At 61.0% G+C, this 22,352-nt stretch carries 24 protein-coding genes and 1 pseudogene; 8 read left to right on the forward strand and 17 right to left on the reverse strand.

The genetic code is table 11. From position 1 onward, the window contains the following. The first annotated feature begins 36 nt into the window (after positions 1-36). Both recO and J2X71_RS14780 read left to right on the forward strand, forming a co-directional pair. Positions 37-807: a DNA repair protein RecO gene (recO, locus tag J2X71_RS14775; protein WP_310382813.1), complete on the forward strand. Its 771-nt coding sequence runs from the start codon at positions 37-39 to the stop codon at positions 805-807. Positions 808-917: 110 nt separating this feature from the next. Beyond that, on the forward strand, positions 918-1,913 hold the full coding sequence (locus J2X71_RS14780; protein ID WP_310382814.1) for an aldo/keto reductase: 996 nt from the start codon (positions 918-920) through the stop codon (positions 1,911-1,913). A gap of 8 nt (positions 1,914-1,921) precedes the next feature. Here the strand turns inward: J2X71_RS14780 and J2X71_RS14785 are convergent, their stop codons facing one another. The 3 genes from J2X71_RS14785 to J2X71_RS14795 form a co-directional block, all read right to left on the reverse strand. Then, positions 1,922-2,779 (reverse strand): MOSC domain-containing protein, encoded by an 858-nt coding sequence (locus J2X71_RS14785; protein WP_310383296.1) that lies wholly within the window; start codon positions 2,777-2,779, stop codon positions 1,922-1,924. Positions 2,780-2,788: 9 nt separating this feature from the next. Further along, entirely contained in the window at positions 2,789-3,433 is a 645-nt protein-coding gene (locus J2X71_RS14790; RefSeq protein WP_113324897.1) for an HD domain-containing protein, read from the reverse strand. A gap of 73 nt (positions 3,434-3,506) precedes the next feature. Next, on the reverse strand, positions 3,507-5,408 hold the full coding sequence (locus tag J2X71_RS14795) for an EAL domain-containing protein (protein ID WP_310382815.1): 1,902 nt from the start codon (positions 5,406-5,408) through the stop codon (positions 3,507-3,509). A 469-nt stretch (positions 5,409-5,877) separates the two neighbouring features. On the opposite strand from J2X71_RS14795, the gene J2X71_RS14800 reads away from it, so the two are divergent. After that, positions 5,878-6,219 carry a hypothetical protein gene (locus J2X71_RS14800; RefSeq protein WP_310382816.1) on the forward strand — a complete coding sequence of 114 codons (342 nt, stop codon included), beginning with the start codon at positions 5,878-5,880 and terminating at the stop codon, positions 6,217-6,219. 126 nt (positions 6,220-6,345) lie between these two features. After that, complete coding sequence (locus tag J2X71_RS14805; protein ID WP_310382817.1) at positions 6,346-6,861, forward strand: superoxide dismutase family protein; 516 nt, start codon at positions 6,346-6,348, stop codon at positions 6,859-6,861. 1 nt (position 6,862) lies between these two features. Here the strand turns inward: J2X71_RS14805 and J2X71_RS14810 are convergent, their stop codons facing one another. The 8 genes from J2X71_RS14810 to J2X71_RS14845 all read right to left on the reverse strand — a co-directional run bounded on the left by J2X71_RS14810 (position 6,863) and on the right by J2X71_RS14845 (position 12,043). Then, on the reverse strand, positions 6,863-7,783 hold the full coding sequence (locus J2X71_RS14810; RefSeq protein WP_310382818.1) for a mechanosensitive ion channel domain-containing protein: 921 nt from the start codon (positions 7,781-7,783) through the stop codon (positions 6,863-6,865). Positions 7,784-7,837: 54 nt separating this feature from the next. Then, a complete protein-coding gene (locus tag J2X71_RS14815) occupies positions 7,838-8,368 on the reverse strand; it encodes a tyrosine phosphatase family protein (RefSeq protein ID WP_310382819.1) in 531 nt (176 codons plus the stop codon). Further along, complete coding sequence (locus J2X71_RS14820) at positions 8,365-8,973, reverse strand: HD family hydrolase (protein WP_310382820.1); 609 nt, start codon at positions 8,971-8,973, stop codon at positions 8,365-8,367. The genes J2X71_RS14815 and J2X71_RS14820 overlap by 4 nt, the downstream gene beginning before the upstream one ends. Continuing rightward, the gene (locus J2X71_RS14825) at positions 8,970-9,809 is read right to left on the reverse strand and encodes a folate-binding protein YgfZ (RefSeq protein WP_310382821.1); all 840 of its coding nucleotides are present in this window, start codon (positions 9,807-9,809) and stop codon (positions 8,970-8,972) included. The genes J2X71_RS14820 and J2X71_RS14825 overlap by 4 nt, the downstream gene beginning before the upstream one ends. Positions 9,810-9,971: 162 nt before the next feature. Then, positions 9,972-10,724 (reverse strand): hypothetical protein, encoded by a 753-nt coding sequence (locus J2X71_RS14830; protein ID WP_310382822.1) that lies wholly within the window; start codon positions 10,722-10,724, stop codon positions 9,972-9,974. 19 nt (positions 10,725-10,743) lie between these two features. Continuing rightward, positions 10,744-11,001 (reverse strand): hypothetical protein, encoded by a 258-nt coding sequence (locus tag J2X71_RS14835; protein WP_007820178.1) that lies wholly within the window; start codon positions 10,999-11,001, stop codon positions 10,744-10,746. Positions 11,002-11,104: 103 nt separating this feature from the next. Continuing rightward, positions 11,105-11,575, reverse strand: coding sequence for a TIGR02301 family protein (locus tag J2X71_RS14840; RefSeq protein WP_310382823.1), 471 nt, complete (start codon positions 11,573-11,575; stop codon positions 11,105-11,107). 51 nt (positions 11,576-11,626) lie between these two features. Further along, complete coding sequence (locus tag J2X71_RS14845; RefSeq protein ID WP_310382824.1) at positions 11,627-12,043, reverse strand: NUDIX domain-containing protein; 417 nt, start codon at positions 12,041-12,043, stop codon at positions 11,627-11,629. 106 nt (positions 12,044-12,149) lie between these two features. Here J2X71_RS14845 and J2X71_RS14850 point away from each other — a divergent pair, with 106 nt between their 5' ends. Together J2X71_RS14850 and J2X71_RS14855 are read left to right on the forward strand one after the other, a co-directional pair. Beyond that, positions 12,150-12,470, forward strand: a complete 321-nt coding sequence (locus tag J2X71_RS14850; RefSeq protein ID WP_113324908.1) for a YnfA family protein — start codon at positions 12,150-12,152, stop codon at positions 12,468-12,470. Between the two features lie 95 nt (positions 12,471-12,565). Next, complete coding sequence (locus J2X71_RS14855; protein ID WP_310382827.1) at positions 12,566-13,330, forward strand: SOS response-associated peptidase; 765 nt, start codon at positions 12,566-12,568, stop codon at positions 13,328-13,330. A gap of 187 nt (positions 13,331-13,517) precedes the next feature. Here the strand turns inward: J2X71_RS14855 and J2X71_RS14860 are convergent, their stop codons facing one another. The 5 genes and pseudogenes from J2X71_RS14860 to J2X71_RS14880 all read right to left on the reverse strand — a co-directional run bounded on the left by J2X71_RS14860 (position 13,518) and on the right by J2X71_RS14880 (position 19,604). Further along, positions 13,518-13,652 (reverse strand): hypothetical protein, encoded by a 135-nt coding sequence (locus J2X71_RS14860; protein WP_018115574.1) that lies wholly within the window; start codon positions 13,650-13,652, stop codon positions 13,518-13,520. Positions 13,653-13,818: 166 nt separating this feature from the next. Continuing rightward, entirely contained in the window at positions 13,819-14,664 is an 846-nt protein-coding gene (gene pssA, locus J2X71_RS14865) for a CDP-diacylglycerol--serine O-phosphatidyltransferase (protein ID WP_113324910.1), read from the reverse strand. 18 nt (positions 14,665-14,682) lie between these two features. Beyond that, a pseudogene (locus tag J2X71_RS14870) lies at positions 14,683-15,384 on the reverse strand (phosphatidylserine decarboxylase); the annotation flags it as partial. A gap of 133 nt (positions 15,385-15,517) precedes the next feature. Beyond that, the gene (locus tag J2X71_RS14875) at positions 15,518-17,395 is read right to left on the reverse strand and encodes an ABC transporter ATP-binding protein/permease (RefSeq protein ID WP_310382828.1); all 1,878 of its coding nucleotides are present in this window, start codon (positions 17,393-17,395) and stop codon (positions 15,518-15,520) included. Between the two features lie 163 nt (positions 17,396-17,558). After that, positions 17,559-19,604: a LysM peptidoglycan-binding domain-containing protein gene (locus J2X71_RS14880; RefSeq protein WP_310382829.1), complete on the reverse strand. Its 2,046-nt coding sequence runs from the start codon at positions 19,602-19,604 to the stop codon at positions 17,559-17,561. A gap of 156 nt (positions 19,605-19,760) precedes the next feature. Between J2X71_RS14880 and J2X71_RS14885 the strand changes: the two genes are divergently transcribed. Continuing rightward, on the forward strand, positions 19,761-20,384 hold the full coding sequence (locus tag J2X71_RS14885) for a TIGR00730 family Rossman fold protein (RefSeq protein WP_081493273.1): 624 nt from the start codon (positions 19,761-19,763) through the stop codon (positions 20,382-20,384). Between the two features lie 72 nt (positions 20,385-20,456). Here the strand turns inward: J2X71_RS14885 and rarD are convergent, their stop codons facing one another. Continuing rightward, a complete protein-coding gene (rarD, locus tag J2X71_RS14890) occupies positions 20,457-21,371 on the reverse strand; it encodes an EamA family transporter RarD (RefSeq protein WP_007820194.1) in 915 nt (304 codons plus the stop codon). Between the two features lie 113 nt (positions 21,372-21,484). Between rarD and J2X71_RS14895 the strand changes: the two genes are divergently transcribed. Further along, positions 21,485-22,345, forward strand: a complete 861-nt coding sequence (locus J2X71_RS14895; protein ID WP_310382830.1) for a protein-L-isoaspartate carboxylmethyltransferase — start codon at positions 21,485-21,487, stop codon at positions 22,343-22,345. Positions 22,346-22,352 lie beyond the last annotated feature (7 nt).

Raw genomic sequence — 22,352 nt, forward strand, 5'->3', positions numbered from 1 at the left:
CTAAAATGAATCGGCAGGCTGAAGGACGGTTTTCCGATGCAATGGCAGGACCAGGCGATCATTCTTGGCGTCAAGCGCCACGGCGAGACAAGTGTCATCGCCGAGGTGATGACGCGTGAGCGCGGCCGTCATCTCGGCCTCGTTCGCTCCGGCCGTTCGCGCACCATGCAGCCGGTGCTGCAGCCCGGCAATGAGGTGGAAGTCACCTGGCGTGCCCGGCTGGATGAACATCTCGGTGAATTCCGCCTCGAACCGGTAAAGCTGCGCGCCGCACGGCTGATGGAGACGGCGACCGCCGTCTACGGCGTGCAGGCCATGGGCGCCCTGCTGCGCCTGCTGCCGGAGCGCGATCCGCATCCGCATCTCTTCGAGGCGCTGGAAGTCATCCTCGATCATCTCCACAATCCCACCGATGCCGGTGAGCTTTTCGTACGCTTCGAGCTTGCGGTGCTGAACGACCTCGGCTTCGGACTCGATCTTACCGAATGTGCGGCGACTGGGACCCGCGCCGATCTCGCCTATGTCTCGCCGAAATCCGGCCGTGCGGTGAGCCGTGGTGCGGGAGAGCCTTGGGCCGACAAGATGCTGCTTTTGCCGGCTTTTCTGAGTGCGCAGGAAAATCATGCGGCCGATTTCGAAAGCCTCACGGCGGCATTCCGTCTGACCGGATTCTTTCTGCATCGCCATGTCTATGAACCGCGTGGTCTGGAGGCTTCGGCAGCGCGTGAAGGTTTCGTTCAAGCGGCACTCAAGGCGCTGAATCCGGCTGCGCGGACGCTTTTACGGCCGGATGAACTTTCTGCGTGAACGGCTTTTCATCCCTGCAAAACGGTCTTCAGTTTTGGCGGTTTACCCCCATGCGCCGCACCCCTATCTCTCCGGCAATGGAAAGTCTCTAAGCGCTCAAGGAGGAAGCCATGCTGACCAGGCCCGATACATCGACCACCATCACGCTCTGGAACGGGCAGGAGGTTCCCCGCCTCGGCATGGGCTGCTGGGCGATCGGCGGTCCGTTCTTCGCGGGCGACACGCCGCTCGGCTGGGGCGAGGTGGACGACAATGAATCCATTGCCGCGATCAACCGGGCCATCGACCTTGGCATTCGCTTTTTCGATACGGCCTCGAATTACGGCGCCGGCCATTCGGAAGAGGTTCTGGGACAGGCGATCGGCAATCGCGCCGACATCGTCATCGCCACCAAGTTCGGCTTTGCCACCAATCCGGAGACGAAGCAGGCGACCGGTGCCTTTGCCGATCCGGCCTTCATCCGCCAGTCCGTCGAGACGTCGCTTCGCCGGCTGAAGCGGGAGCGTCTCGACCTCCTGCAATTCCACATCAATGATTTCCCGCTGGATCAGTCCGACGAAGTCTTCGATACGCTTCAGGCCCTGCGGGCAGAGGGCAAGATCGATGCCTTCGGCTGGAGCACGGATTTCCCCGATCGCGCCACCCGCCATGCCGGTCGGTCCGGCTTCGTCTCGATCCAGCATACGATGAACGTCTTCGAGCCCGTGCCCCAGATGATCGATGTCGTCGAAAAGAACGGTCTCATCTCCATCAACCGCGGTCCGCTTGCCATGGGCCTGCTGACAGGCAAGTTCACGCCGGACAAGGCCGTTGGCGCCAAGGACGTGCGCGGTGCAGCACTCGAATGGATGGTCTATTTTAAGGATGGCCGCATCGCGCCGGAATTTGCAGCAAGGCTCGATGCCGTGCGCAGCCTGCTCACGTCTGATGGACGCACGCTGACGCAGGGCGCGCTCGCCTGGCTCTGGGCGCGCTCGCCGCGCACCCTGCCCATTCCCGGTTTCCGGACCGTGGCCCAAGTCGAGGAAAATGCCGGCGCATTGGAAAAGGGTCCATTGCCGGCCGATGTGATGGCGGAGATCGACGCGGCACTGGCCCGCGTCTGAGATCGGGTTCAGGCTCGGGCGCGAACCTTGAAGGTCCAGCCTTCCGGCCGCGCTTCTATGATCTTCACCTCATCGCCGACCGCGACCCTGCCGGTACCGCGCGGGGTCACGTTCCAGCCGAAAAGCGGACCAGGCACGCGCCGATCGCCCGACATGCGGATGCGGCCCATGGCGGGCATGGGGTTCGCCACCTCGCGTGACCCCGTCAACTGGTCCTGCGTCGTCATGATGCAGCGGGCGCAGGGCTTGACGAGGTCGAAGCGGATGCCGGCGATCTCGATCGCAGCCCAGCGGTCCTCGGCCCAGGCCTCGTCCGTGTCGATGACGATATTCGGCCGGAAGCGCTCCATGCCGATGCCGCCTTCGGCATGGGCCGAGAGATCGGCGTTCAGCGCCGTCAGCGATCCCGTCGTCGTCACCAGGATCTGGTAACCGTCGGCAAAGGTCACCGGCGTGTTTTCGCCCGCCCATTCGGCATTTGCCGTTCGTCTGGCAGCGCCGTCGAAGAAGACCAGCTTTACGTCGCGGCCGAGCCATTCCGAGAGCCTACCGTTGTTGTCATCGTCGGCAACGGCAGCGCTGACGACCGATTTCCAGACCGTGACATCGAGCCGCCGGTCCGGATGCGGCGGCGGTACGGCGATGTCAGGCTCGCCCTGCATCATCAACCGGAAGGCGCCGGCCTCGGGCCGTACGTCGATGCGGGCAAGGGCCGGGAGCTCGCGTTGGGTGATGAAATGTCCGTCCGCGTCCGTCACCATGGCGCGCCGGTCGCCGGGCAGGCCATAGGCATCGATCTCGGTAGAGGGCAGGGCGATGCCGCGGGCGCTCTTGAGCGGGTAGATGAAGAGATCGCTGACACGCATCATAGGCTCCTAGATTTCATCCATAAATGCCGCGAGGAAGTCGCGCAGGCTTCTGTCGCGGGCTGCGGCCAGTTCGCGGCCGGTCCGAGTCTGGAAACCATCCGCCAGTTTGAACAGCTTCGTCTGGAAATGGTCAATCGCATAACGCTTGTCATCGAGCGGCCGGTCCTCGGAAGCCGGATCGAAGGGATCGTAGAGGCCCGATCCGAGCCGACCTGCAATATAGAAACAGCGCGCCGCGCCGACCATGCCGATGGCATCCAGCCGGTCGGCATCCTGCAGGATTTTCGCCTCCAGCGTTTCCGGCGGCACGTTCGCCGAGAAGCTGTGCGCGGTCACCGCATGGGCGACATCAGCGATATCCTCATCGCCCCATCCAAGCTCTTTCAATATCCGCGACGCTTTTTCTGCGGCGAGTGCCGATGCCTGGGCGCGCAGCGGCGAATTCTTCTCGACGGCGACGCAATCATGCAGCAGAACGGCAGCGGCCAGCACGTGGCCCTTGCCGCCTTCTGCGGCGTGGAGGCGCATGGCATTACGGAAGACACGCAGGATATGGGCGAGGTCGTGGGACCCGTCGTCACCCTCGGTCGCATGTGGAATGAGCTCCACAGCCAGAGACTCGTGGGGAGAGAAGGCTTCGGCCTTGAACATCGTCGTCACCGGTTTTCAAAGGGTTCGTATACCGTCGATAACGGCTTGGCCGGCGAGTCGCAACGTGCCGAGATCAGCGCCGGAATTTGGCGAACGGCGTAATGCCATTCGCCTTTGGCGGCATGGACAGCATGCGGGTCGCATCGCCGAACGGTTTTGGGGCGCTGATATAATAGCCCTGGATCTCGTCACATGCCTCGCGTTCGAGCAGCGCCATCTGCTCTGCGGTTTCCACGCCCTCCACGGTCACGCGCATGCCAAGCGCATCGCCAAGCAGGATGATCGCACGCATGATCGCATGTGCTTCCCTGTTCTCGGCGATGTCGTTCACGAAGGACTTGTCGATCTTGATCTTGTCGAACGGGAAGCTCGAGAGGTAGCTCAGCGACGAATAGCCGGTCCCGAAATCGTCCATGGAGATGCGGAGGCCGCGTTCCCTGAGCGCATGCAGGATCGGCATTACCTCATCACGATTTTCCATCAGCACGCTTTCGGTGATCTCCAGTTCGAGACGCGAAGGAGAAAGTTCTGCGGCAGCAAGCGCCTCGCCGACATCCTTCGGCAGGTCGCTGCTGCTGAACTGGATAGCCGAGACATTGACGGCAATCTTGATGTCCTCGGGCCATTGTGCTGCATCGTTGCAGGCCTGGCGCAAAACCCAACGGCCGATATCGACCACGAGGCCGACCTCCTCGGCAAGCGGAATGAATTCCATCGGCGAGACCCGGCCGCGCACTGGATGATTCCAGCGGATCAGCGCCTCGAAGCCGCAGATGCGGTGTTGCGTGAGATCATAGAGCGGCTGGTAGTGAAGCTCGAATTCCTCGTTCTGCACGGCGGCCCGCAGATCGGCCTCCAGCGCGTGACGAGCCTGCATCTTCTCGTCCATCTCGACGGTGAAGAAGCGCTCGTGCCGGCGTCCGTCCGCCTTGGCGTGGGAGAGTGCCATCGCCGCATTGCGCAGCAGCTTGTCGGTCTCGACAGCATCGTCAGGGGCAATCGAAATACCCATGGAAACACTGAGTTCCACCTGCTTGTCGCTGCGGAAGAAGGGTTCGCTGAGCTCACGGCGGATCTGATCGGCAAGTGCTGTGATGTTCCACGGCTGCTGGCGGTGCGTCTGCAGGATCGCGAATTCGTCCGAGCCGAGACGGGCAAGAATGTTTTCCGAGCCGGCCGAGGCGCGGATGCGCTCTGCGACCTGCTGCAGGATCTTGTCGCCAGCAGAAACACCCATCGTATTGTTGATCGACTTGAACCGGTCGAGATTGAGATGCACGAGCGCGATCTGCTCGTCTTCCTTGCGCTCGGCAAGGGCCGCATCGAGTTGCTCGCGGAAGCGAATGCGGTTCGGCAGACCGGTCAGCGGATCGTGATGGGCGAGATAGGTAATGCGCTCGGCGGCCCTGCGGTCTTCGGTAATGTCGGCATGGATGGCGATATTGCTGCCGTCGGCAAGGATGGTAACGACGCTCTGGATGATGCGGCCATCATCCATCAGCCATTCGCGCCGGCGGATGCGCCCTGCCTTCGAGGAAGCTTCCTGGCCTTCCTTCCTGCTGCGTGTCCTGGCTCCGGCTTGCTCAGTGCCACGCGTCTTGTGCATCAGGTCGGCAATCGTCGTGCCGGGCGCAACATCGCCGTCGCTAAAGCCGAAGAGCTGGCGGAAGCGCAGGTTGGAAAGGGTCAGCCGCTGGTCCGCATCGAACACGCTGAGGCCGAGCGGCAGGTTGTTCAGGACGATTTCGAAGAGCTTGCGCTGTTCCGTAAGGACCTGCGTGGTGGAACTGATCGTCTTCTTCAGTTCGCGGTTTTCGATGAGCAACGTTCCGGCGCTGCGCTCGATTTCATCATATTCGCTTTCATGGCTGCGATAGGTCGCGATGACGAGCTCCATCAGATGCTCTGCATCGATCGATCCGTCCTCATCGACGGCCTGCGTGCACTGTTGCCAGAAAAGCGTCTCAGCTTTCATGCGCACGAGTCCCCTCGCGGGACGATTGCGATGGAAGCATGGCAAAAGGCGAAGGCGTCTTCGACTGGCAAAGGTGCCATATCGAGCCGGGCATGAAAAAGACCTCTCTAAAATGAATGCAAGAATCATTTTTTGTAAGCAGCAGGTGGCCATTTCCGGCAACTCGCAAGCGGCATCTTCTACCGGGCCGATTAATAATCGGTTGCAACTCGCCGGCCATTATAGCTAGCCGGCAATTTGTGTGTATCTCGCAAACTACTGAAATACCGAGGAAACCTGGTTTTTCGAGGCAATTGGAAAGTGCCGCGGAAATGGGTCGTTACACTTTGTCAACTATGGTTAATCGAGTGTTAACAGCTTATTGACCGAAGCCGCAAATCAGTTTAGTCAACAATCCAGTCCTTGATATTTCCCACCCGCGTATTGCGTACAGAACTCTCGCCGGAAGAAGCGGTGAACGGAGGTTTGTATGACTGTTATTTCATCATTTCCAAACATCTCTTATGCATATTTGGCAACGCTCTCGCGGCTTGATGCCAATGGTGACGGCGTCTTGAGCCGCACGGAACGTGCGGCAGATGAGAAGCCCGGCATCATCAGAGAGTTTCTCGAAGATGATGATAGCGATAATACGCAGCCGAAATATCCGAGCAGCCTCGTCGCACTCATGATGGAATACAGCGACAACGGCTCGGCAACCGGCACGGCCGTTCCCTATGCGCTGCAGCAGGTTGCTCCTGATGCTGATGACCAAGCGATGCAGATCTATCGCAATACCTACGGCGAGTTCGATCTCGGTATCGCCGCCTGAGCCTTAGTCGTAGGCTGCAGAAGTCGAGCCGGCCTCGTGGCCGGCTTTTTCTTGCCTTTTATGCAGGCAGGAACACCTTCTTTCGTGAGGCGTTGGGACACAGTCCCCGAAACGGAAGGAAACCTGATGAAAATCATATGCACCATCGCTGCCCTCGGGCTGCTTGCGGCGGCGTCCCAAGGCTTTGCCCAGGACAAGCAGACGGCGACGGCAAATTTTATCGGCCCTGACGGCAAGGAGGCCGGCCGCGCCACACTGACCGCTGCGGCCAATGGTGGCGTCTTCATCGAGGCGGAAATCTCCGGCCTGCCCGTCAACAAATGGGTCGCCTTTCATATTCATGAGACCGGCCGCTGCGATGCCGCAACCCATCACGAATCGGCCGGCGGTCATTTCAATCCGACCAAGGCCGAGCATGGTTTCCTGGCCGCCAAGGGACCGCATGCCGGCGATATGCCGAACCAATATGTCGGTCAGGACGGCATCCTGCGCGCACAGGTCTTCGACACCATGATCTCGCTCGACGGCAAGGAGGATGGTGTGCGTGGCCGCGCGCTGATGGTGCATGCCGATTCCGATGATTATCGAACCCAGCCTTCGGGCGGCGCCGGCGACAGGATCGCCTGCGGCGTGATCAAATAGGTTATGGCTGCGTTTGCGCGGACGTCTTCGGCGTCCTCTTGCGGGCCGAAACCCTGACCTGCGCTTCCTCTGGTGCAGGTTCGGGAACGGGAGCGTTCGAAACCTCCGCCGGAGCGTCGCCAACCTCGCCCCTTTTGTCAAAGGCAAGCTTGACGCGCTTGATCATGTCGCGACTCAGGCCCCACCAGTCGCCGGTCGATGCCCAGTAGCGCAACGTCACGCTGACCGCACTGTCGCTGAGACTATCAATGAAGACACTCGGCGCCGGCGTCTTGAGTACGCGCTTATCGGCGGTTGCAAGCTTCATCAGCGTCTCCATGGCGAGATCGAGATCCTCCTGATGCGTAATGTTGATCTTCACTTCGTTCTGTCGCGTCGGCTGGCGGCTGTAATTGGTGATCGGCGTGTTCCAGAGCGTTGAATTGGGTGCCAACCGGTAGAGACCGTCTCCGGTTCTAAGCTCGGTGGCAAACAGGCCGATCTCAAGAACCGTTCCCGAGACACTGCTCGTCTCAATATATTCCCCGACGCGGAACGGGCGCAGCACGAGCAGCATGATGCCGGCAGCGATATTCTGCAACGTGCCCTGCAGCGCCAGACCGACGGCAAGGCCGGCGGCGCCGAGTGTGGCGATAATCGATGCCGTCTGCACGCCGAACTGCCCGAGAACGGTGACGAAGACCAGCACCAGCAGCGCATAGCGCACCACATTGGTGAAGAAACGGGCGAGCGTCTCGTCGATGCCGCGCACGCGCGAGATGCCCTCATAGGCCCAGCGGCTGATGAGGCTCGCCGTCACCCAGCCAACGATGAGCAGGATGATCGCCCCGAGGATGGAAAAGGAATATTGTACGGCAAGCGCGCTCGCCTGATCGAGCGCTGAGCGGGTTGCGATGATAAGGTCGGTGGCCTGCTGTTCCATCACGTGCTCCTCGAATGCCTTGTCGAAGGCTAGATGGAGCAGGGGTGAGGAGCGTCAACCGTTTGAATCGCCCCTGACGGTCAGCACGAAGGGCGCGTTGCCGTCGGCGTCCGCACCACGGCCGATGGCTCTCACGGCATCGACGAGCCGGCCGCGCCGGTCAAGCAGCGCATCGCCAATTTCGACGATCCGGGCATTCGGCGTCGCATAGGGCGAGGCGGTTCGCAGCCGCCGGGTAAGCGCCATATCCTCCTGCTCGGGCGCGAGCGAGAGAGCCGCTATCAGCGCCGCGGCAGGCGAGCGCGACACGCCCATCCAGCAATGGACGATCAGCGGTGCGTCCTGCTGCCAGCCGGCGGCAAAATCGATAATCGCCCGCACATGCTGTTCGTCAGGCGCCACTAGATCGCCCGTGCCCTTGAAGGCAATATCGTTCATGTTGAGCAGCAGATGCCGGTCGGCCTGGATGACGCCCGGCCGGTGAAAGGCCTGCTCCTTTGCCATCAGGCTGATCATCTCGCGCGCCTTGTGCCGCACGGCCATTTCGGCGATGCGCGCCAGTGGAGAAACCACGATGACGGTCACGACGCGATGCCCCGCTTCGCCTCGATCTCAGCGAAACGCTCACAGAAGAGCCGCTGCGCTTCGAGCGCCGGGACGGGATCGATCGAGAGCATATCCCGGGTGATGCCACGCGGCTGACCGAAGAATTTTTGCGCCTCCGCAGGCGTGAAGCCGGCAAGGACAGTTGCCTCGAAATAGGCGGCGATCGTATCGGCCTTCTTGATCTTGTCTTTGAGCTCGCGGGAGGGGTGCGGCGGCAGGCCGAAACGCAGATGCACGGCCGCTTCCAGTCGCTTCTCGACGGTCTTGTATCCGCCGCCGACGACGGCCTTGAAGGGGGAGATCATGTCGCCGATCACATATTCGGGCGCGTCATGCAGCAGCGCCATCAGGCAATCGCCAGGTGTGGCCTCATTGAAATGCCGGAAGATGGATTCGACGACAAGGCAGTGCTGCGCAACGGAAAAGGCATGGTCACCCGACGTCTGGCCATTCCAGCGGGCGACGCGTGCAAGTCCGTGGGCGATATCGCTCAATTCGACGTCGAGCGGCGAGGGATCGAGCAGATCGAGCCGCCGGCCGGACAGCATGCGTTGCCAGGCACGTGGAGCCTTCGCAGTCGTCACGCGCTGGCCTCGTCTGAGGAAGTCGGGAAGCTGAGCCCGGACCAGGCGGGCAGGCTGAGCGTCACGGAAACATCGCCGGCAAGCAGCGGCGTGCCGGATGTCATGGCTTCGCCTGCGCGGTCTATGCGCACGATCGCCAATCCGCTCGACCCCTCGACGGAGCCGAGCATGCCGACCGGCTTGCCATTGGCGGTTATTTCGGTGCCGCTTGCAGGCAGCGCGGCCCCGGCCGAAACGGTCACGACACGGCGTCGTGCCGTGCCGCGATGCTGCATGCGGGACACTACTTCCTGGCCGACATAGCAGCCCTTCTTGAAGGAGAGGCCGCCGTTGAAATCCATCAGCACATCATGCGGAAAAGCATCCTGAAGCGCATAATCAGGTCCTGACGTGACGATGCCATTCTCGATGCGCAACGCATCGTAGAGCGCCGCATCATCGCTGCCATGATGACCGGCACGACGCAGAACGGTAACATCAGCCTTGGCAAAGCGACTGTCCTTGACGCCTTTTTCGGCATCCTCGCCCCAGGAAACGGTAACACCATCTTCGGCACCTGGCGTCAGCGTCACCGGCGCGCGCAGGCGATACATGGTCAGCCGCTTCAGCAGGGCTTCTCGCTGGGTCGCATCCGTTTCGATGATGAAGTCATCACCCTCGCGCCAGATGACGAAGTCGAACAAGATCTTGCCCTGCGGCGTCAGCAATGCGCCCGGCCGCGCCTCGTCCGCACCGAGCGAGACGATGTCTGTGGTGATCAGATTCTGCAGGAAGGATTCTGCTTCCACGCCGCCGACGGCAATGAGCGAGCGGTCTTTCAGGAATACGGCTGGCATGGCGAAACCTGTCGCGTTGGTGATCGCTCAGAGGTAAGTCTTTGAAGCGGATGGTGCAAGCGCTCTACAGTATCGGCCCGAAAATCGGAATCGATTTTCAAAAAGCCTGATGCGTAGATTCAAGGAGTTAGTGCGTCCGAATGGACGCACGGCGCTCCAGCGTCAGTCGCCGGCTGTGAAAAACTTCCATTTGCCATCCGGCGCAATGCCGACGCGATAGAAATTATAGCCGCCGAATTCCTGCATGTCGGAGAGGTCGCCTGCCGTGACGATGCGCAGGAGTTCCACGCGTTCCGGCGGTGTCAGCGATTTCAAGTCTTTTTCAGCAAAATAGGGCCAGACATACATTTCCTCGGGCGTGCCCTGACCGACATGCACGAAACCAGTCGAGATAACGTCGAGCATGATCGCGAGGATCTCGTCGCCATCAGGATCGCCGGAGAGATCCTTCAGTGTGCCGATTGGATCATCCGTAGGTTCGCCGACCGTCACCTGGGTCTGATCGGCACCGGTCCCCATCAGCGGGCGCAGGCGTTCGAGATCGCCTGAGGCGGCTGCCTCGACGATCTGTTCGCGCATCTTGCGCACCGGTTCCGGCGCCTTGCTGATGTCGTAGATCACTTCGACGGGTTTGGAATCGTCGGATGCGCCTGGCGTCTTGTCGACGCTCTGACCGCTCTCTTTGTTGACGAGCGGATCGGGCTGGGGAATGCCTGACGAACCGTTCTGCGGTGGAGCGGGCTGCTGTGGGCTCTGCTGCGCCGTGGCAGGCGCATCGGGCTGGCCCGGGATCTTCTGAAGTTCGGAAAGCGCGTAGGCGGAAGAAGCGGACAGCATGCTGCCTGCGGCGAGGCCGACGGCAAGCAGGACCGGCGCGAGCGAAATTCGCGAGGAAATATCTTTACCGGTACGCATGAGACTCTCTGTATTGCCCCTATTGCAGGGTCCTGTTGGTGGAAAACTCACCTGCCAGCATGCGGTCGCGCAACGAGTCCAGCAAGGCCTCGGCACTGTTTTCTCCATGCAGTCTGATCGTCTCGCGCAGCGCATGAGCAATCGCAGCATCGGCAATGATTTCAGGCTCGATACCATCGGCCATGCCGTCAGCCCAAGCCTCGTTCTGGTATTCCAGAGCCGCCTGCATCTTTTCGTGGACGATCATGTCGTCGATGTCGTTGAGGCTTGGTTCCATTATCTTTTCCTCAGAACTTCTCATGTCTTACCGCTACGTTAACAACACTAACAGCCTTTTCCCAAAACGACACGGCCGCATGCGAAATCAGGTTAATTAAACGTTAATTTCCAAAGCGCGAAGTAATTTCTGTGGCAAGTGTTGCACCTTCGTTACGGTAGCGCTCTTCTGCCACGATGGCCGCCTGCGTGCAATCCGTGTAAACAGAGGCGAATGCTCGGTATCCGCGATTGAAGGCTGCGGTCAGTTTTTCCTTGCGCTGCGGCTCCCCATTCGTTTCGGAATCAAGTAGTTGCTGCATGTCGGCCCGCCATTCGTCCGCCCCCGGCGCCTTGCAGAGCGTGCGCAGATAATGCACCGAGCCCAGAACCTCCGCCAGCCGCGCGAGCTTGTCGTCATAGGGTACGGTCGCAACCTGCGGCACTACCTCCTCCACCGGCGGAGGCGCATTCTTGCCGCCCTGCGCCCCACCTTGCGCCATTGTGGGACCGGCCCAGACGAGGCCGCCAAAGACGAGAGATGACAAAACAACGCGTCGAACGGGAATCATGCTCCCAGTTGATACAGGGAGCATGACAGGAACAAGGCGGATGCGGCAATTTCCACTTCTATTCTAGCGAGGGCCTCATTCACCGACCGCCAACCGCTCCGCGCATTCGAGCACGCTCTGTGGCACCGGCATGCGCCGGATCTCTTCCACGCTGTACCATCCGATCGCTGCCGCATCGTCGGCGGCTTCAGCCACCAGGTGGCGGTCCGCCTCGACGCGGAAGACGGAGAGGAAGTAATGGCTGCTGATGCTGCCATCGGGTGCATGCGTCTTCAGGTCATAGGTGGAGAACAGGCGCGGATTTCGTGCCTGAATGCCGGTCTCCTCGAGGCATTCGCGCAGTGCGGTTTCCTCGGGCGTCTCGCCGGGTTCGCCGCGTCCACCGGGAAAGGCATACATATCCGCCGAAGGCGGGTTTCGCCTGAGCACGAGAAGGAACCGGCCATCACGTTCAAGGATGGCGGAAGAGGCGGGTTTGGCTTGGGAGGTCATTGCTTCGCACGCTTTGCTGTGATGGCGCCTTATCCCACGGGCGGCTCACCTTGCGCAACTGTCGGCATTGCGTGGAATATGGCTCCATGATTCCTGCGAGACGCCCGTGACCTACCTGATCTATGCTCTTGCCGCCCTCTTCGAAATTGCCGGCTGCTTCGCCTTCTGGGCCTGGCTGCGGCTGGCAAAGCCCGTCTGGTGGCTGGCGCCCGGCATGGTGTCGCTGGCGCTCTTTGCCTGGCTGCTGACGCTGGTGCCGAGCGAGGCGGCCGGGCGCACTTTCGCGGCCTATGGCGGCATCTACATCGTCGCCTCGCTGTTATGGCTATGGCTGGCGGAAAACCGCGTTCCCGACCGCTGGGACATCGGCGGCGCGATGGTCTGCCTCGCCGGCACGGCGATCATCCTCTTTGCACCGCGCAGTTAGAACAATTGCGCAAAAGATGTGCAGCGTCTCCCATTCGGAATTGCTTGAGGGTAAACCGCCTTGACCGATGTCGGGCACGATGCAAAGACATCCCCATGTGCGGACGTTTTGCCCTGACAGAAGTGGTCAAGGATATCGCCGAAGCTTTCAGTCTCGCTGAGCTGGAAGGCTTTCCGGCGCGTTACAATATTGCGCCGACGCAGCCGATCCTCGTCGTCATCGCCGGCGAGGGGCAGGAACCGGGCAGCAACCTGCCGGATCGCCGCGCTTTGCTGGTGCGTTGGGGTTTCACGCCGGGCTGGGTCAAGGATCCCAAGGAATTTCCGCTGCTGATCAATGCGCGCTCGGAAACCGCAATCGGCAAAGCCTCCTTCCGCGCCGCCATGCGCCATCGCCGCATCCTCATCCCGGCCTCCGGCTTCTATGAATGGCATCGCCCTTCGAAGGAAAGCGGCGAGAAGGCACAGGCCTATTGGATCCGGCCGCGCCGCGGCGGCGTTATCGCCTTCGCCGGCCTCATGGAGACATGGTCCTCGGCCGATGGTTCGGAGGTCGATACCGGCGCCATCCTGACGACCAAGGCCAACAGCGCGATCTCCTCGATCCACGATCGCATGCCCGTCGTCATCAAGCCTGAGGATTTTTCCCGCTGGCTGGACTGCAAGACGCAGGAGCCGCGTGAGGTCGCCGACCTGATGCAGCCGGTCCAGGAGGATTTCTTCGAGGCGATCCCGGTCTCCGACAAGGTCAACAAGGTCGCCAATATGGGGCCGGATCTGCAGGATCCAGTGCCGCTCGAAAAGGTGCCGAAGCAGCCGCAGAAAAAGACATCTGACGACGGCCAGCTCAGCTTCTTTTGAAAACCGAACCCACCATCCTGTTGAATGGAAAACCCGGTGATCTCTGCCGGCCGGTTTTGGCCGAGGGGCGCTTCTCCCGCAGCCCGTTTTTGCCAGACCCACCGCATGGCGGGTTCTGGATGTCCGTATCCGGCATCGTCATGAGCCTGCTGTCAAACAGCCTGCTCGTGCGCTTCTTCGCACCCGCTTAGGCGAGTTTCTTGACCGGTGCCGGCTTTGCCATCATCGAGGCCGCAGCCACGGCCTTGAGGCCGAGTGGGCGGTAGTTGGTCGCGAGATCCGGCTTGGCTGCCTGCTGCTGTTCCGACTTCTTCGAGGTCACGATACTCTCCTTACGTGTTTCTCTAGAATTTTATCTGTCTTATTCTTTTGTCTTTAATAGCGACAAAAGAGAGGCATCGCCTATCAGGAAATGTAAACACAGACCATAATTCGCGAGGCTTAACCGAAGCCTGCGTTCGTTAATACTTACTTAATAAAGTAGATGCTCAGATGTGACGACCGATGTCGTCCTCGCCGATACCGGGTTCCTCGATCGTCAGCGTGCCATATTTGCGCTTCCACTTTCGTGCGCCGAAGGGCAGCGAAATGAGGTAAGCGCAGACGGTGAAGACCATCACTTCCCAGGTAAAGCTCATCAGCAGCGCGACGTAGATCACCACACCGAGCATGGCCGGCAGCACGAGATCGCGCCGCATCCGGCTTTCGGATTTACCGGACCAGACAGGCAGACGGCTGATGAGCAGGAAGGCGATGAGGACCGTGTAGCCCGAGGAGAGAAAGGCGAAGGTCCGGTCGGTGGTGAGGCCCAGGAAGCCGAGATAGACAGGCAGAAGCACCAGCATCGCGCCGGCCGGGGCCGGCACGCCGACGAAATATTCCGATTGCCAGGGCGCGCGGTTCTCGCGCTCCGACATCACGTTGAAGCGCGCCAGTCTGAGGCCGGCGGCGATCGTGTAGATGAGCGCCGCGATCCAGCCCAGCGAACGCGCCGCGTCGAGTGCATAGACATAGACCACGAGGGCAGGGGCGACGCCGAAATTGACGATATCGGCAAGCGAATCCATCTGCGCACCGAATTTCGACGTGGCCTTCATCAGCCGCGCGACACGGCCGTCGATGCCGTCGAGGAATGCGGCGACGAGCACCATGGCGACAGCCAGTTCGTAGCGGCCTTCGAAGGCAAGCCGGATGCCGGTCAGGCCGGCGCAGATGGCAAGGATAGTGATGAGGTTCGGAACGACGAGCCGGATCGGAATCTCGCGCAGGCGCGGCCCGCGGGCCGAATCGTCGTTCGGGCCGTTCGGTTCGAAGGGCGGAAAGGGTGTTTCCATATCGCGCTCTCCTGAATATTAGCTGCGGCGGCTGATGACCGGACCCTTGGTCGAGGCGAATTCGGCGATAACAGTCTCGCCGGCAACCGCCGTCTGGCCGAGCGAGACGCGCGGGGCGGCACCCGCCGGCAGGAAGACATCGAGGCGCGAACCGAAGCGAATGAGGCCGAAACGCTCGCCGGCATCGAGAGGTTCATTGGCATGCGAGAAGCAGAGGATACGCCGTGCTACGAGGCCGGCGATCTGCACCACGCCGATCTGGCCGTGGTGGGTCTCGATCACGAGGCCGTTGCGCTCATTCTCTTCACTCGCCTTGTCGAGCTCGGCATTCACGAAGGTACCGGGACGGTAATTGATGCTGACGATGCGGCCGCGCATCGGCGCACGGTTCACATGGCAGTTGAAGACGTTCATGAAGACGGAGATGCGCAGCATCGGTTCGTTGCCGAGGTTCAGCTCGGCGGGCGGCGTGACCATCTGGATCGAAGAGACCTTGCCGTCGGCCGGCGAAATGACGAGATCGTCGTCCTGCGGCGTGACGCGTTCGGGATCACGGAAGAAATAGGCGCACCAGAGCGTCAGGATGAGGCCGATCCAGAAGAGCGGCTTGAAGATCCAGCCCAATACGAGCGACGCGACGAAGAAGGCGGCGACGAAGGGGTAACCCTCCTTGTGCACCGGAACGATCGTGTTGCGAACCGTATCGAACAAGCTCATGAATGCCGGTCTCCTGTCGTTTTTCGTATCCGCTGGTTACAGAAAAACGACAGGAGGAGCAATGGCGTGGATCTCAGGCCGCCTCCAGCGCGTCGGTTCTGAACAACAAAACGGACGATCTCGCCCGTTTACTGCGCTAGCTCGCCGGCGCCAGCCGGTTGACGATGCCGAGCTCGTCGCTTTCGCGAACCTGCTTGAGATGCTCTTCGGCCTGTGTCGCTTCGCGCTGACGGCTCCACATCGAGGCATAGAGGCCATTCTGTTCGAGAAGGGCCGCGTGCGTGCCGCGCTCGGCAATCTCCCCGCTCTTCAACACGATGATCTCGTCGGCACCAATCACGGTAGACAGGCGGTGGGCGATGACCAGCGTCGTGCGGTTCTTGGAAACGACATCGAGTGCCGTCTGGATTTCCCGCTCTGTCGTCGTGTCGAGGGCCGATGTCGCCTCGTCGAGGATCAGGATCGGCGGAGCCTTCAGGATGGTGCGGGCAATCGCCACGCGCTGCTTTTCGCCGCCTGAAAGCTTCAACCCGCGTTCGCCGACCTTGGTTTCGAAACCCTCCGGCAGCATTTCGATGAAATGCCCGATCTGGGCGATTTCAGCCGCCTGCTTCACCTCGGCTTCGCTGGCCGAAGGGCGGCCGTAGCGGATATTATAGGCGACGGTGTCGTTGAACAGCACCGTATCCTGCGGCACCATGCCGATCACCGAGCGCAGGCTCTTCTGCGTGATCGTGCGGATGTCCTGTCCGTCGACAGTGATCGAGCCGCCCTGGATATCGTAGAAGCGATAGAGCAGGCGCGAGATTGTCGATTTGCCGGCACCCGAGGGGCCGACGACAGCAACCGTTTTGCCGGCGGGCACCTCGAAGGAAATGCCTTTCAGGATCGGCCGGGCCGGATCATAGGCGAAATGCACGTCCTTGAAGGAGATGGCGCCCTGGGCGACGGCAAGGTCCTTCGCGTCAGGCGCGTCCAGCACTTCGGCCTTCACTTCCAGAAGATCGAACATCTGCTCGATGTCGATCAGCCCCTGTCGGATTTCGCGATAGACGAAACCGATGAAATTCAGCGGCACGGAAAGCTGCAGCAGCATGGAATTGACGAAAACGAAATCGCCGACCGTATGTTCGCCGCTCTGTACCGACCAGGCCGAGAGAACCAGCATGATCGTCGTGCCGATGCCGAAGATCACGCCCTGGCCGAAGTTCAGCCAGCCAAGCGAGGTCCAGACGTCGGTTGCCGCCTTCTCATAACGCTCCATCGACTTGTCGAAGCGCTTGGCCTCCATCTCTTCATTGCCGAAATATTTGACGGTCTCGAAATTGAGGAGCGAGTCGATTGCCTTGGTATTGGCGTCCGTATCGCTGTCGTTCATCGCCCTACGGATCGAGATGCGCCAGTCGGAAGCGCGGATCGTGAACCAGATATAGGCCCAAACGGTGAAGGCGGTGACGGCGAGATAGGAGAAGCCGTAACCCCACCAGAAGATCGCCGCCGTCAGCAGGAATTCGATGACCGTCGGGATCGAGTTCAGGATCGTGAAACGCACGATCGTTTCGATGCCCTTGGTGCCGCGCTCGATGATGCGCGAAAGCCCGCCCGTCTTGCGCTCCAGATGGAAGCGCAGAGAAAGCTCATGCATATGCACGAAGGTGCGGTAGGCAAGCTGGCGCACCGCATATTGGCCGACGCTGGCAAAGAGCGAGTCTCTGAGCTGGTTGAGGCCGAGCTGGATGAGGCGCGTCAGGTTATAGGCGATGACGAGGGCGGTAACGCCGATCAGCAGCGGCGGCAGCGTGCCCTGCAGATCCATCCTGCCGTTCAGCGCATCGGTGGACCACTTGAAGAAATAGGGCACCAGCAGCAGGACGAACTTCGAGATCAGCAGGTAGACCGAGGCCCATACGACCCGCATCCTGAGATCCGGCCTATCCTTCGGCCACATATAAGGCCAGAGATTGTAGAGCGTTCCCAACAGGTTGGAGTCTGAAACTGTCTTGCCGTTTGCCATGCTTTTCTCCAGCCCGGCGGGCCGCTATCGCCGCGGCTTGTCGCCGCTCCCGCGAGATATGCCACCGGCTGGCGGATTACAACATTGACAGGGATTTTATAGGCGAGGTGTTGCGCGCCGGTCCTAACGAAAACGGCGGCCGATGGGCCGCCGTTTTTTTGATTTAGAGATGCCCGCCCGAGAGCCGCTTGCGGTGCAGCTCCTCGGCATTCGGAAGCGCATCCTTCGGCAGGCCGAAGACCTGGCCCGGACGGATGCGGTCCGGATTGAGGATCTTGTCCTCATTGGCGATGTAGATCGTCGTATAGCGCACACCAAGGCCATAGGTACGCCGGGAGATCTGCCAGAGCGTATCGCCACGGCGGATGATGACCGCGTTGTTGTTTGCCGTCAGCGGCGCTTGCTCGATCGTCTTTGGCTGGCTGGCGTCCGATACATCGTTTGAGGGCATCGGCGCGACATTGGCACCGGGAACCGTCAGTTCGGCGATGATCGAGCCGAGCTTGTCGAGTGCCGCGCCGACCGACTTGGCATCCTTCGGCAGGCTCTGCAGCACTGTCAGCGCATTCGCCGCAACTTGCGAGGCGGAAGCCGATGCCTGCTTGAAGGCGTCGGTAGCATCGATGCCCGGACGGAAGTCGACGAGAGAGCGCAGCGCGAACTCGGTGGCCGAGCGGGCTGCCGCAAGCTGCTCGGCACCCGGCAACTTGCCGTCTGCGAACAGCCCCTTCAGCAGGCCGAAGGCTTTCGTCGCATCGCCCTTGAGCTTGCCGAGCTGGCCCTCGTCGAGCGGCACCGTCGCCGGATTGACATTGGCATTACTGCCGGACTGCGCGGCAACCGTTACCTGATCGCCTTCCGGACGGTTGAAATTGACGGTCGCGCGGATGAGGACCTTGCCCGTGCCATCGACGACATCGACACGGATCTTGTGATCGCCGACCGGGAGGTCCATCGCGCCGCTGATGACGAAGTGACCATCAGGCTCCGCCGTATCCTGGCCGATCAGCGCGTCATCGGCGTAACCGATAACCTTGGCATTGGCGCGCGCCGTGCCGGCCACGAAGATCTTGTTGCCTTCGATCTCCACGGCGGTGATCACCACATCGGCAACAGCATCGGTGCCCTGCTGAGTGCCGGGAACAGGAGGTGCCGTATTGCCCGCATCACCAGATGTCACGGGCATATTCGGCGTCTGCATCGCGACCTGGTCGCTCGGAGCACCACTGTTAGTAGCAGGCTGCGAGCCGTCAGCAGCCGGCGGCTGGGCGTTTGCGACCTCAGCCTTCGGTGCGGTGATGATGCGGCTTGCCGTGCCCGGCTTGGAAACCATGGCGAGCAACTCGCTGCCGCTGCCGTCCTTCGGCACGGAAACGGTTGCAACTTCTTCAGACAGCGTGGTCTTGCCATCCTTGCCGGTTACCTTCAGCACGAGCTGGTGGTCGCCGGCTGGAAGCGGGTTGTCGAGAACGGCCGCAAAATCACCGGTGCCGTCGACATCGGTTGTCACGACCACCTTGTCGCCGTCGAGCACTTCCAGCTTGCCATGCGGCTCAGCCGAGCCGGCAATGACGGTCGAACCATCCGGCTCGACACGCAGCACGTCGAAAGCAGGGATCTTCGGGCCGGTGCTGGCAGCGATATCGGCTGTGGGAGCAGTCTGGTTATTGGCTGCGGCCGCTTGGCCGGCTGGCTCCGGCGCACCGGTCAGCGCGGCTTCGGCCCGTGCGAGGGCGGCCAATGCGTCGGCCGCATTTTCAGGGAGATTGCGGATAATGTCGCGCGCCTTGCCCGCACCGTCCTTGGCCTTGGAGACGAGGCTTGCGGTGGTGGTGTCGAGACCTTCGGGGGCAGCGAAATCGACGATCGTGGTCAGCGTATTCACGGTGGCAGTCTTCGCGCCTGCAAGCGCATCGGCCGCAGGCACCTTGCTGTCCGCAAACAGCGCCTTCAGGCCGGAGAGAGACCGCACGGCATCGGCGGTGAGGCTGCCGATCTTCTGGGCGGCCTCTGTGGCATCCGCTGCAGCGGAGCGGGAAGTCTTAGACGCTTCGTTAACCGTGTTGTTGACCTCGGTGCCGGCCTGGTTGATGGCGTCACCAACCTTCGCCACATCAGAGCCGAGCCGGGGCATGACGAAAAACACCATCAGTATGATTGCGATTACGAGCACTGCGAGGGCCAGCAAGCCGGCACGGTTTTTCATCATTGCGTCTCCAAAGGCGGCAAATTGCCGTAGTATTCAGAAATTGCTAGCGATTCCCGTTGCTTTGCACAAGCATTCAAAGCAAATAGGCAAGCTCCGGAAGCCGCTTTTCAGTCAATTTTCTTGACTGCATTGAAATGGAATAGTTGTTTTTCCCTTATGACCGAACAATCTGTACCGATTCGATCCATTTGCGTTTACTGCGGCTCTCGGCCGGGACGCGATCCTTCCCATATGGCTGCCGGCCGCGCGCTCGGAAAAGAGATCGCGGAATATGGCCTTCGCCTCATCTACGGCGGTGGCACTAAGGGCATCATGGGTGCTGTGGCCAGCGGGACCCTATCCAACGGCGGTCAGGTGACGGGCATCATTCCCGAGTTCCTGATCGACATGGAGGCGACTCGCCATTCGCTCGGCCAACTCAACGAGCTTATTGTAACCCCTGACATGCATGCGCGCAAACACACGATGTTCGAACGCTCGGATGCCTTCGTGGCCCTGCCGGGTGGTATCGGCACGCTGGAAGAGATCGTCGAGATCATGACCTGGGCGCAGCTCGGCCGTCACGAAAAGCCGATGGTCTTCGCCAACATCAACGGCTTCTGGGATCCGATGATGGAGCTCCTGCGCCATATGACGGGCGAGGGCTTCCTGCACACCGCCCACCGCGTGCAGCCGCTGGTCATCGATGAGATCTCGGGCATCATCCCGGCCATCATGGCGCAGGCGGCAGAGCTTGCCGCCGACCGTGACGGCGAGGATGACGTGATCTCGAAGATGTAACTCGCCAAAGCAATTCCAGCAAAAGTGCGTAGCGGTTTTGCGTCCGGAATTGCGTGCCAGACAGGCGCTGGCTTAACGTCCGCGCGTCGTCCTCAACATAGACCAGCTGTAGAAGAACAGGCCGGCCCAGATCAGCGGGAAGGCGATCATGCGCGCCGTATCCAGCTCTTCCCCGAACCCGAAAACGGCAATGAGGAAGATCATGGTCGGCGCGATATACTGCATGATGCCGATGGTCGAGAGCTTCAGCAGCTTGGCGCCATTCGCATAGATCATCAGCGGTACGGCGGTGATCAGTCCGCAGCCAAGCAGCAGGGCGGTATCACTAAGGCTCGTGCGGTACAGATGCCCTTCGCCGCTGACGAATTCCAGGTAGAGGATGTAGAGCAGGGCTGGCAGGCTGAGGATTAGCACTTCCAGGAAGAAGCCCTGGTTCGGCCCGAGCGGCAGCGTCTTGCGAAACAGTGCATAGAAGCCCCAGCTGATCGCCAGCGTCAGCGCCACCCAGGGAATGCCGCCGCTATCGAAGGCGAGCACGACGACCGCAAGGCCGGCAAGGCAGATCGCCGCGATCTGCATCGGCTGCAGCTTTTCCTTGAGCAGCACAGCACCGAGGAAGATGCTGAAGAGCGGATTGATGAAATAGCCCATGGCGGCATCGAGCGAATGGCCGGCGCCGATCGCCCAGACATAGGTGCCCCAGTTCACGGTGATCAGCGCCGCGGTCATCATTGCCATGGCGAGCATGCGCGGTGAACGCAACGCAATAGCGATATCCTGCGTGCGTCCCAGCACCAGAAGCACGATGCCGGCGAGCGGCAGCGACCAGATGATCCGATGGGCGATGACTTCGGCAGGCGAAATATGCGCCAGAGCCTTCATATAGATCGGCAGGAAGCCCCACAGAAGATAGGCCGTCAGCGCGAAGGCAAAGCCGCGTGGACTGTCTTCGTTCTTGATGAGGGGCGCGCTTGCATCGGCGGACATCGGGTGTTTCCATCTTTGTTCTGTTTCTGATCCGGATTAGCTTAAGCGGCGTGAATAGGCCAATTCATTTCAGTGAATGGATCCGCATGCGCCTGGCAACGCGGGAGGCAAGCATGGACGAAACGGAACTGGCGATTTGCCGGCAGGCCTATGCCACTCAAATGCTGGCGAAGATGGGTATCGTGGGCGACGAGCGGCTGCGACAGGCCTTTGCCACAGTGCCACGTGAGGATTTCCTAGACCCACCGCCATGGCGCATGGCAAACGGGACCGGCTATCAGGATATGCCGTCGACCGATCCCGTCATCCTTTATCAGGATGTTCTGATTGCGCTGCAGGAGGGAAGGCAGGTCAACAACGGCAGCCCCTCGCTTCATGCGCTCGGCCTCCACTGGCTGGCACCTCAACCCGGCGATACAGCCTGTCACATCGGCGTCGGCGGTGGTTATTACACCGCCATGCTGTCGCATCTGGTGGGCAGCGGCGGCCATGTCTCGGCGATCGAATATGACCGGGATCTCGCCGCCCGCGCCATTGCCAACCTGGCTCCCTATGGCAATGTCGAGGTTGTCTGCGGCAACGGCCTGGAATGGCCGCAGTCGCCGGCCGACGCGATCTACGTCAATTTCGGGGTCCACAGGCCGGCCGAAGCCTGGATCGACAATCTCGCCATCGGCGGCAGGCTGATCTTTCCGCTCTGCGCTCCCTCGCGTGATGGCAACGACAATTTGCGGCCACGCAGCGCGCGTGGCGGCTTCTTCCTGATCCAGCGCACGCCCGAACACTATCGCGCCCGTTATTTGAGCCCTACCGTCTTCGTCTGGGGCCATGGCGCGACCGGCACGATAGAGACCTACAGGGTGCTGGACTCCACTTTCCGGCAGGGCGGCATGGGAAAGGTCACGCGGCTGCGCTGGAAGACGCCGAAGCAGGAGGACGAATGGTATTCGGAGGAGGACTGGGGCCTCCTATAGGGCACTT

It is taken from the genome of Rhizobium sp. 1399 (assembly GCF_031455475.1).
Classification (GTDB): domain Bacteria; phylum Pseudomonadota; class Alphaproteobacteria; order Rhizobiales; family Rhizobiaceae; genus Rhizobium.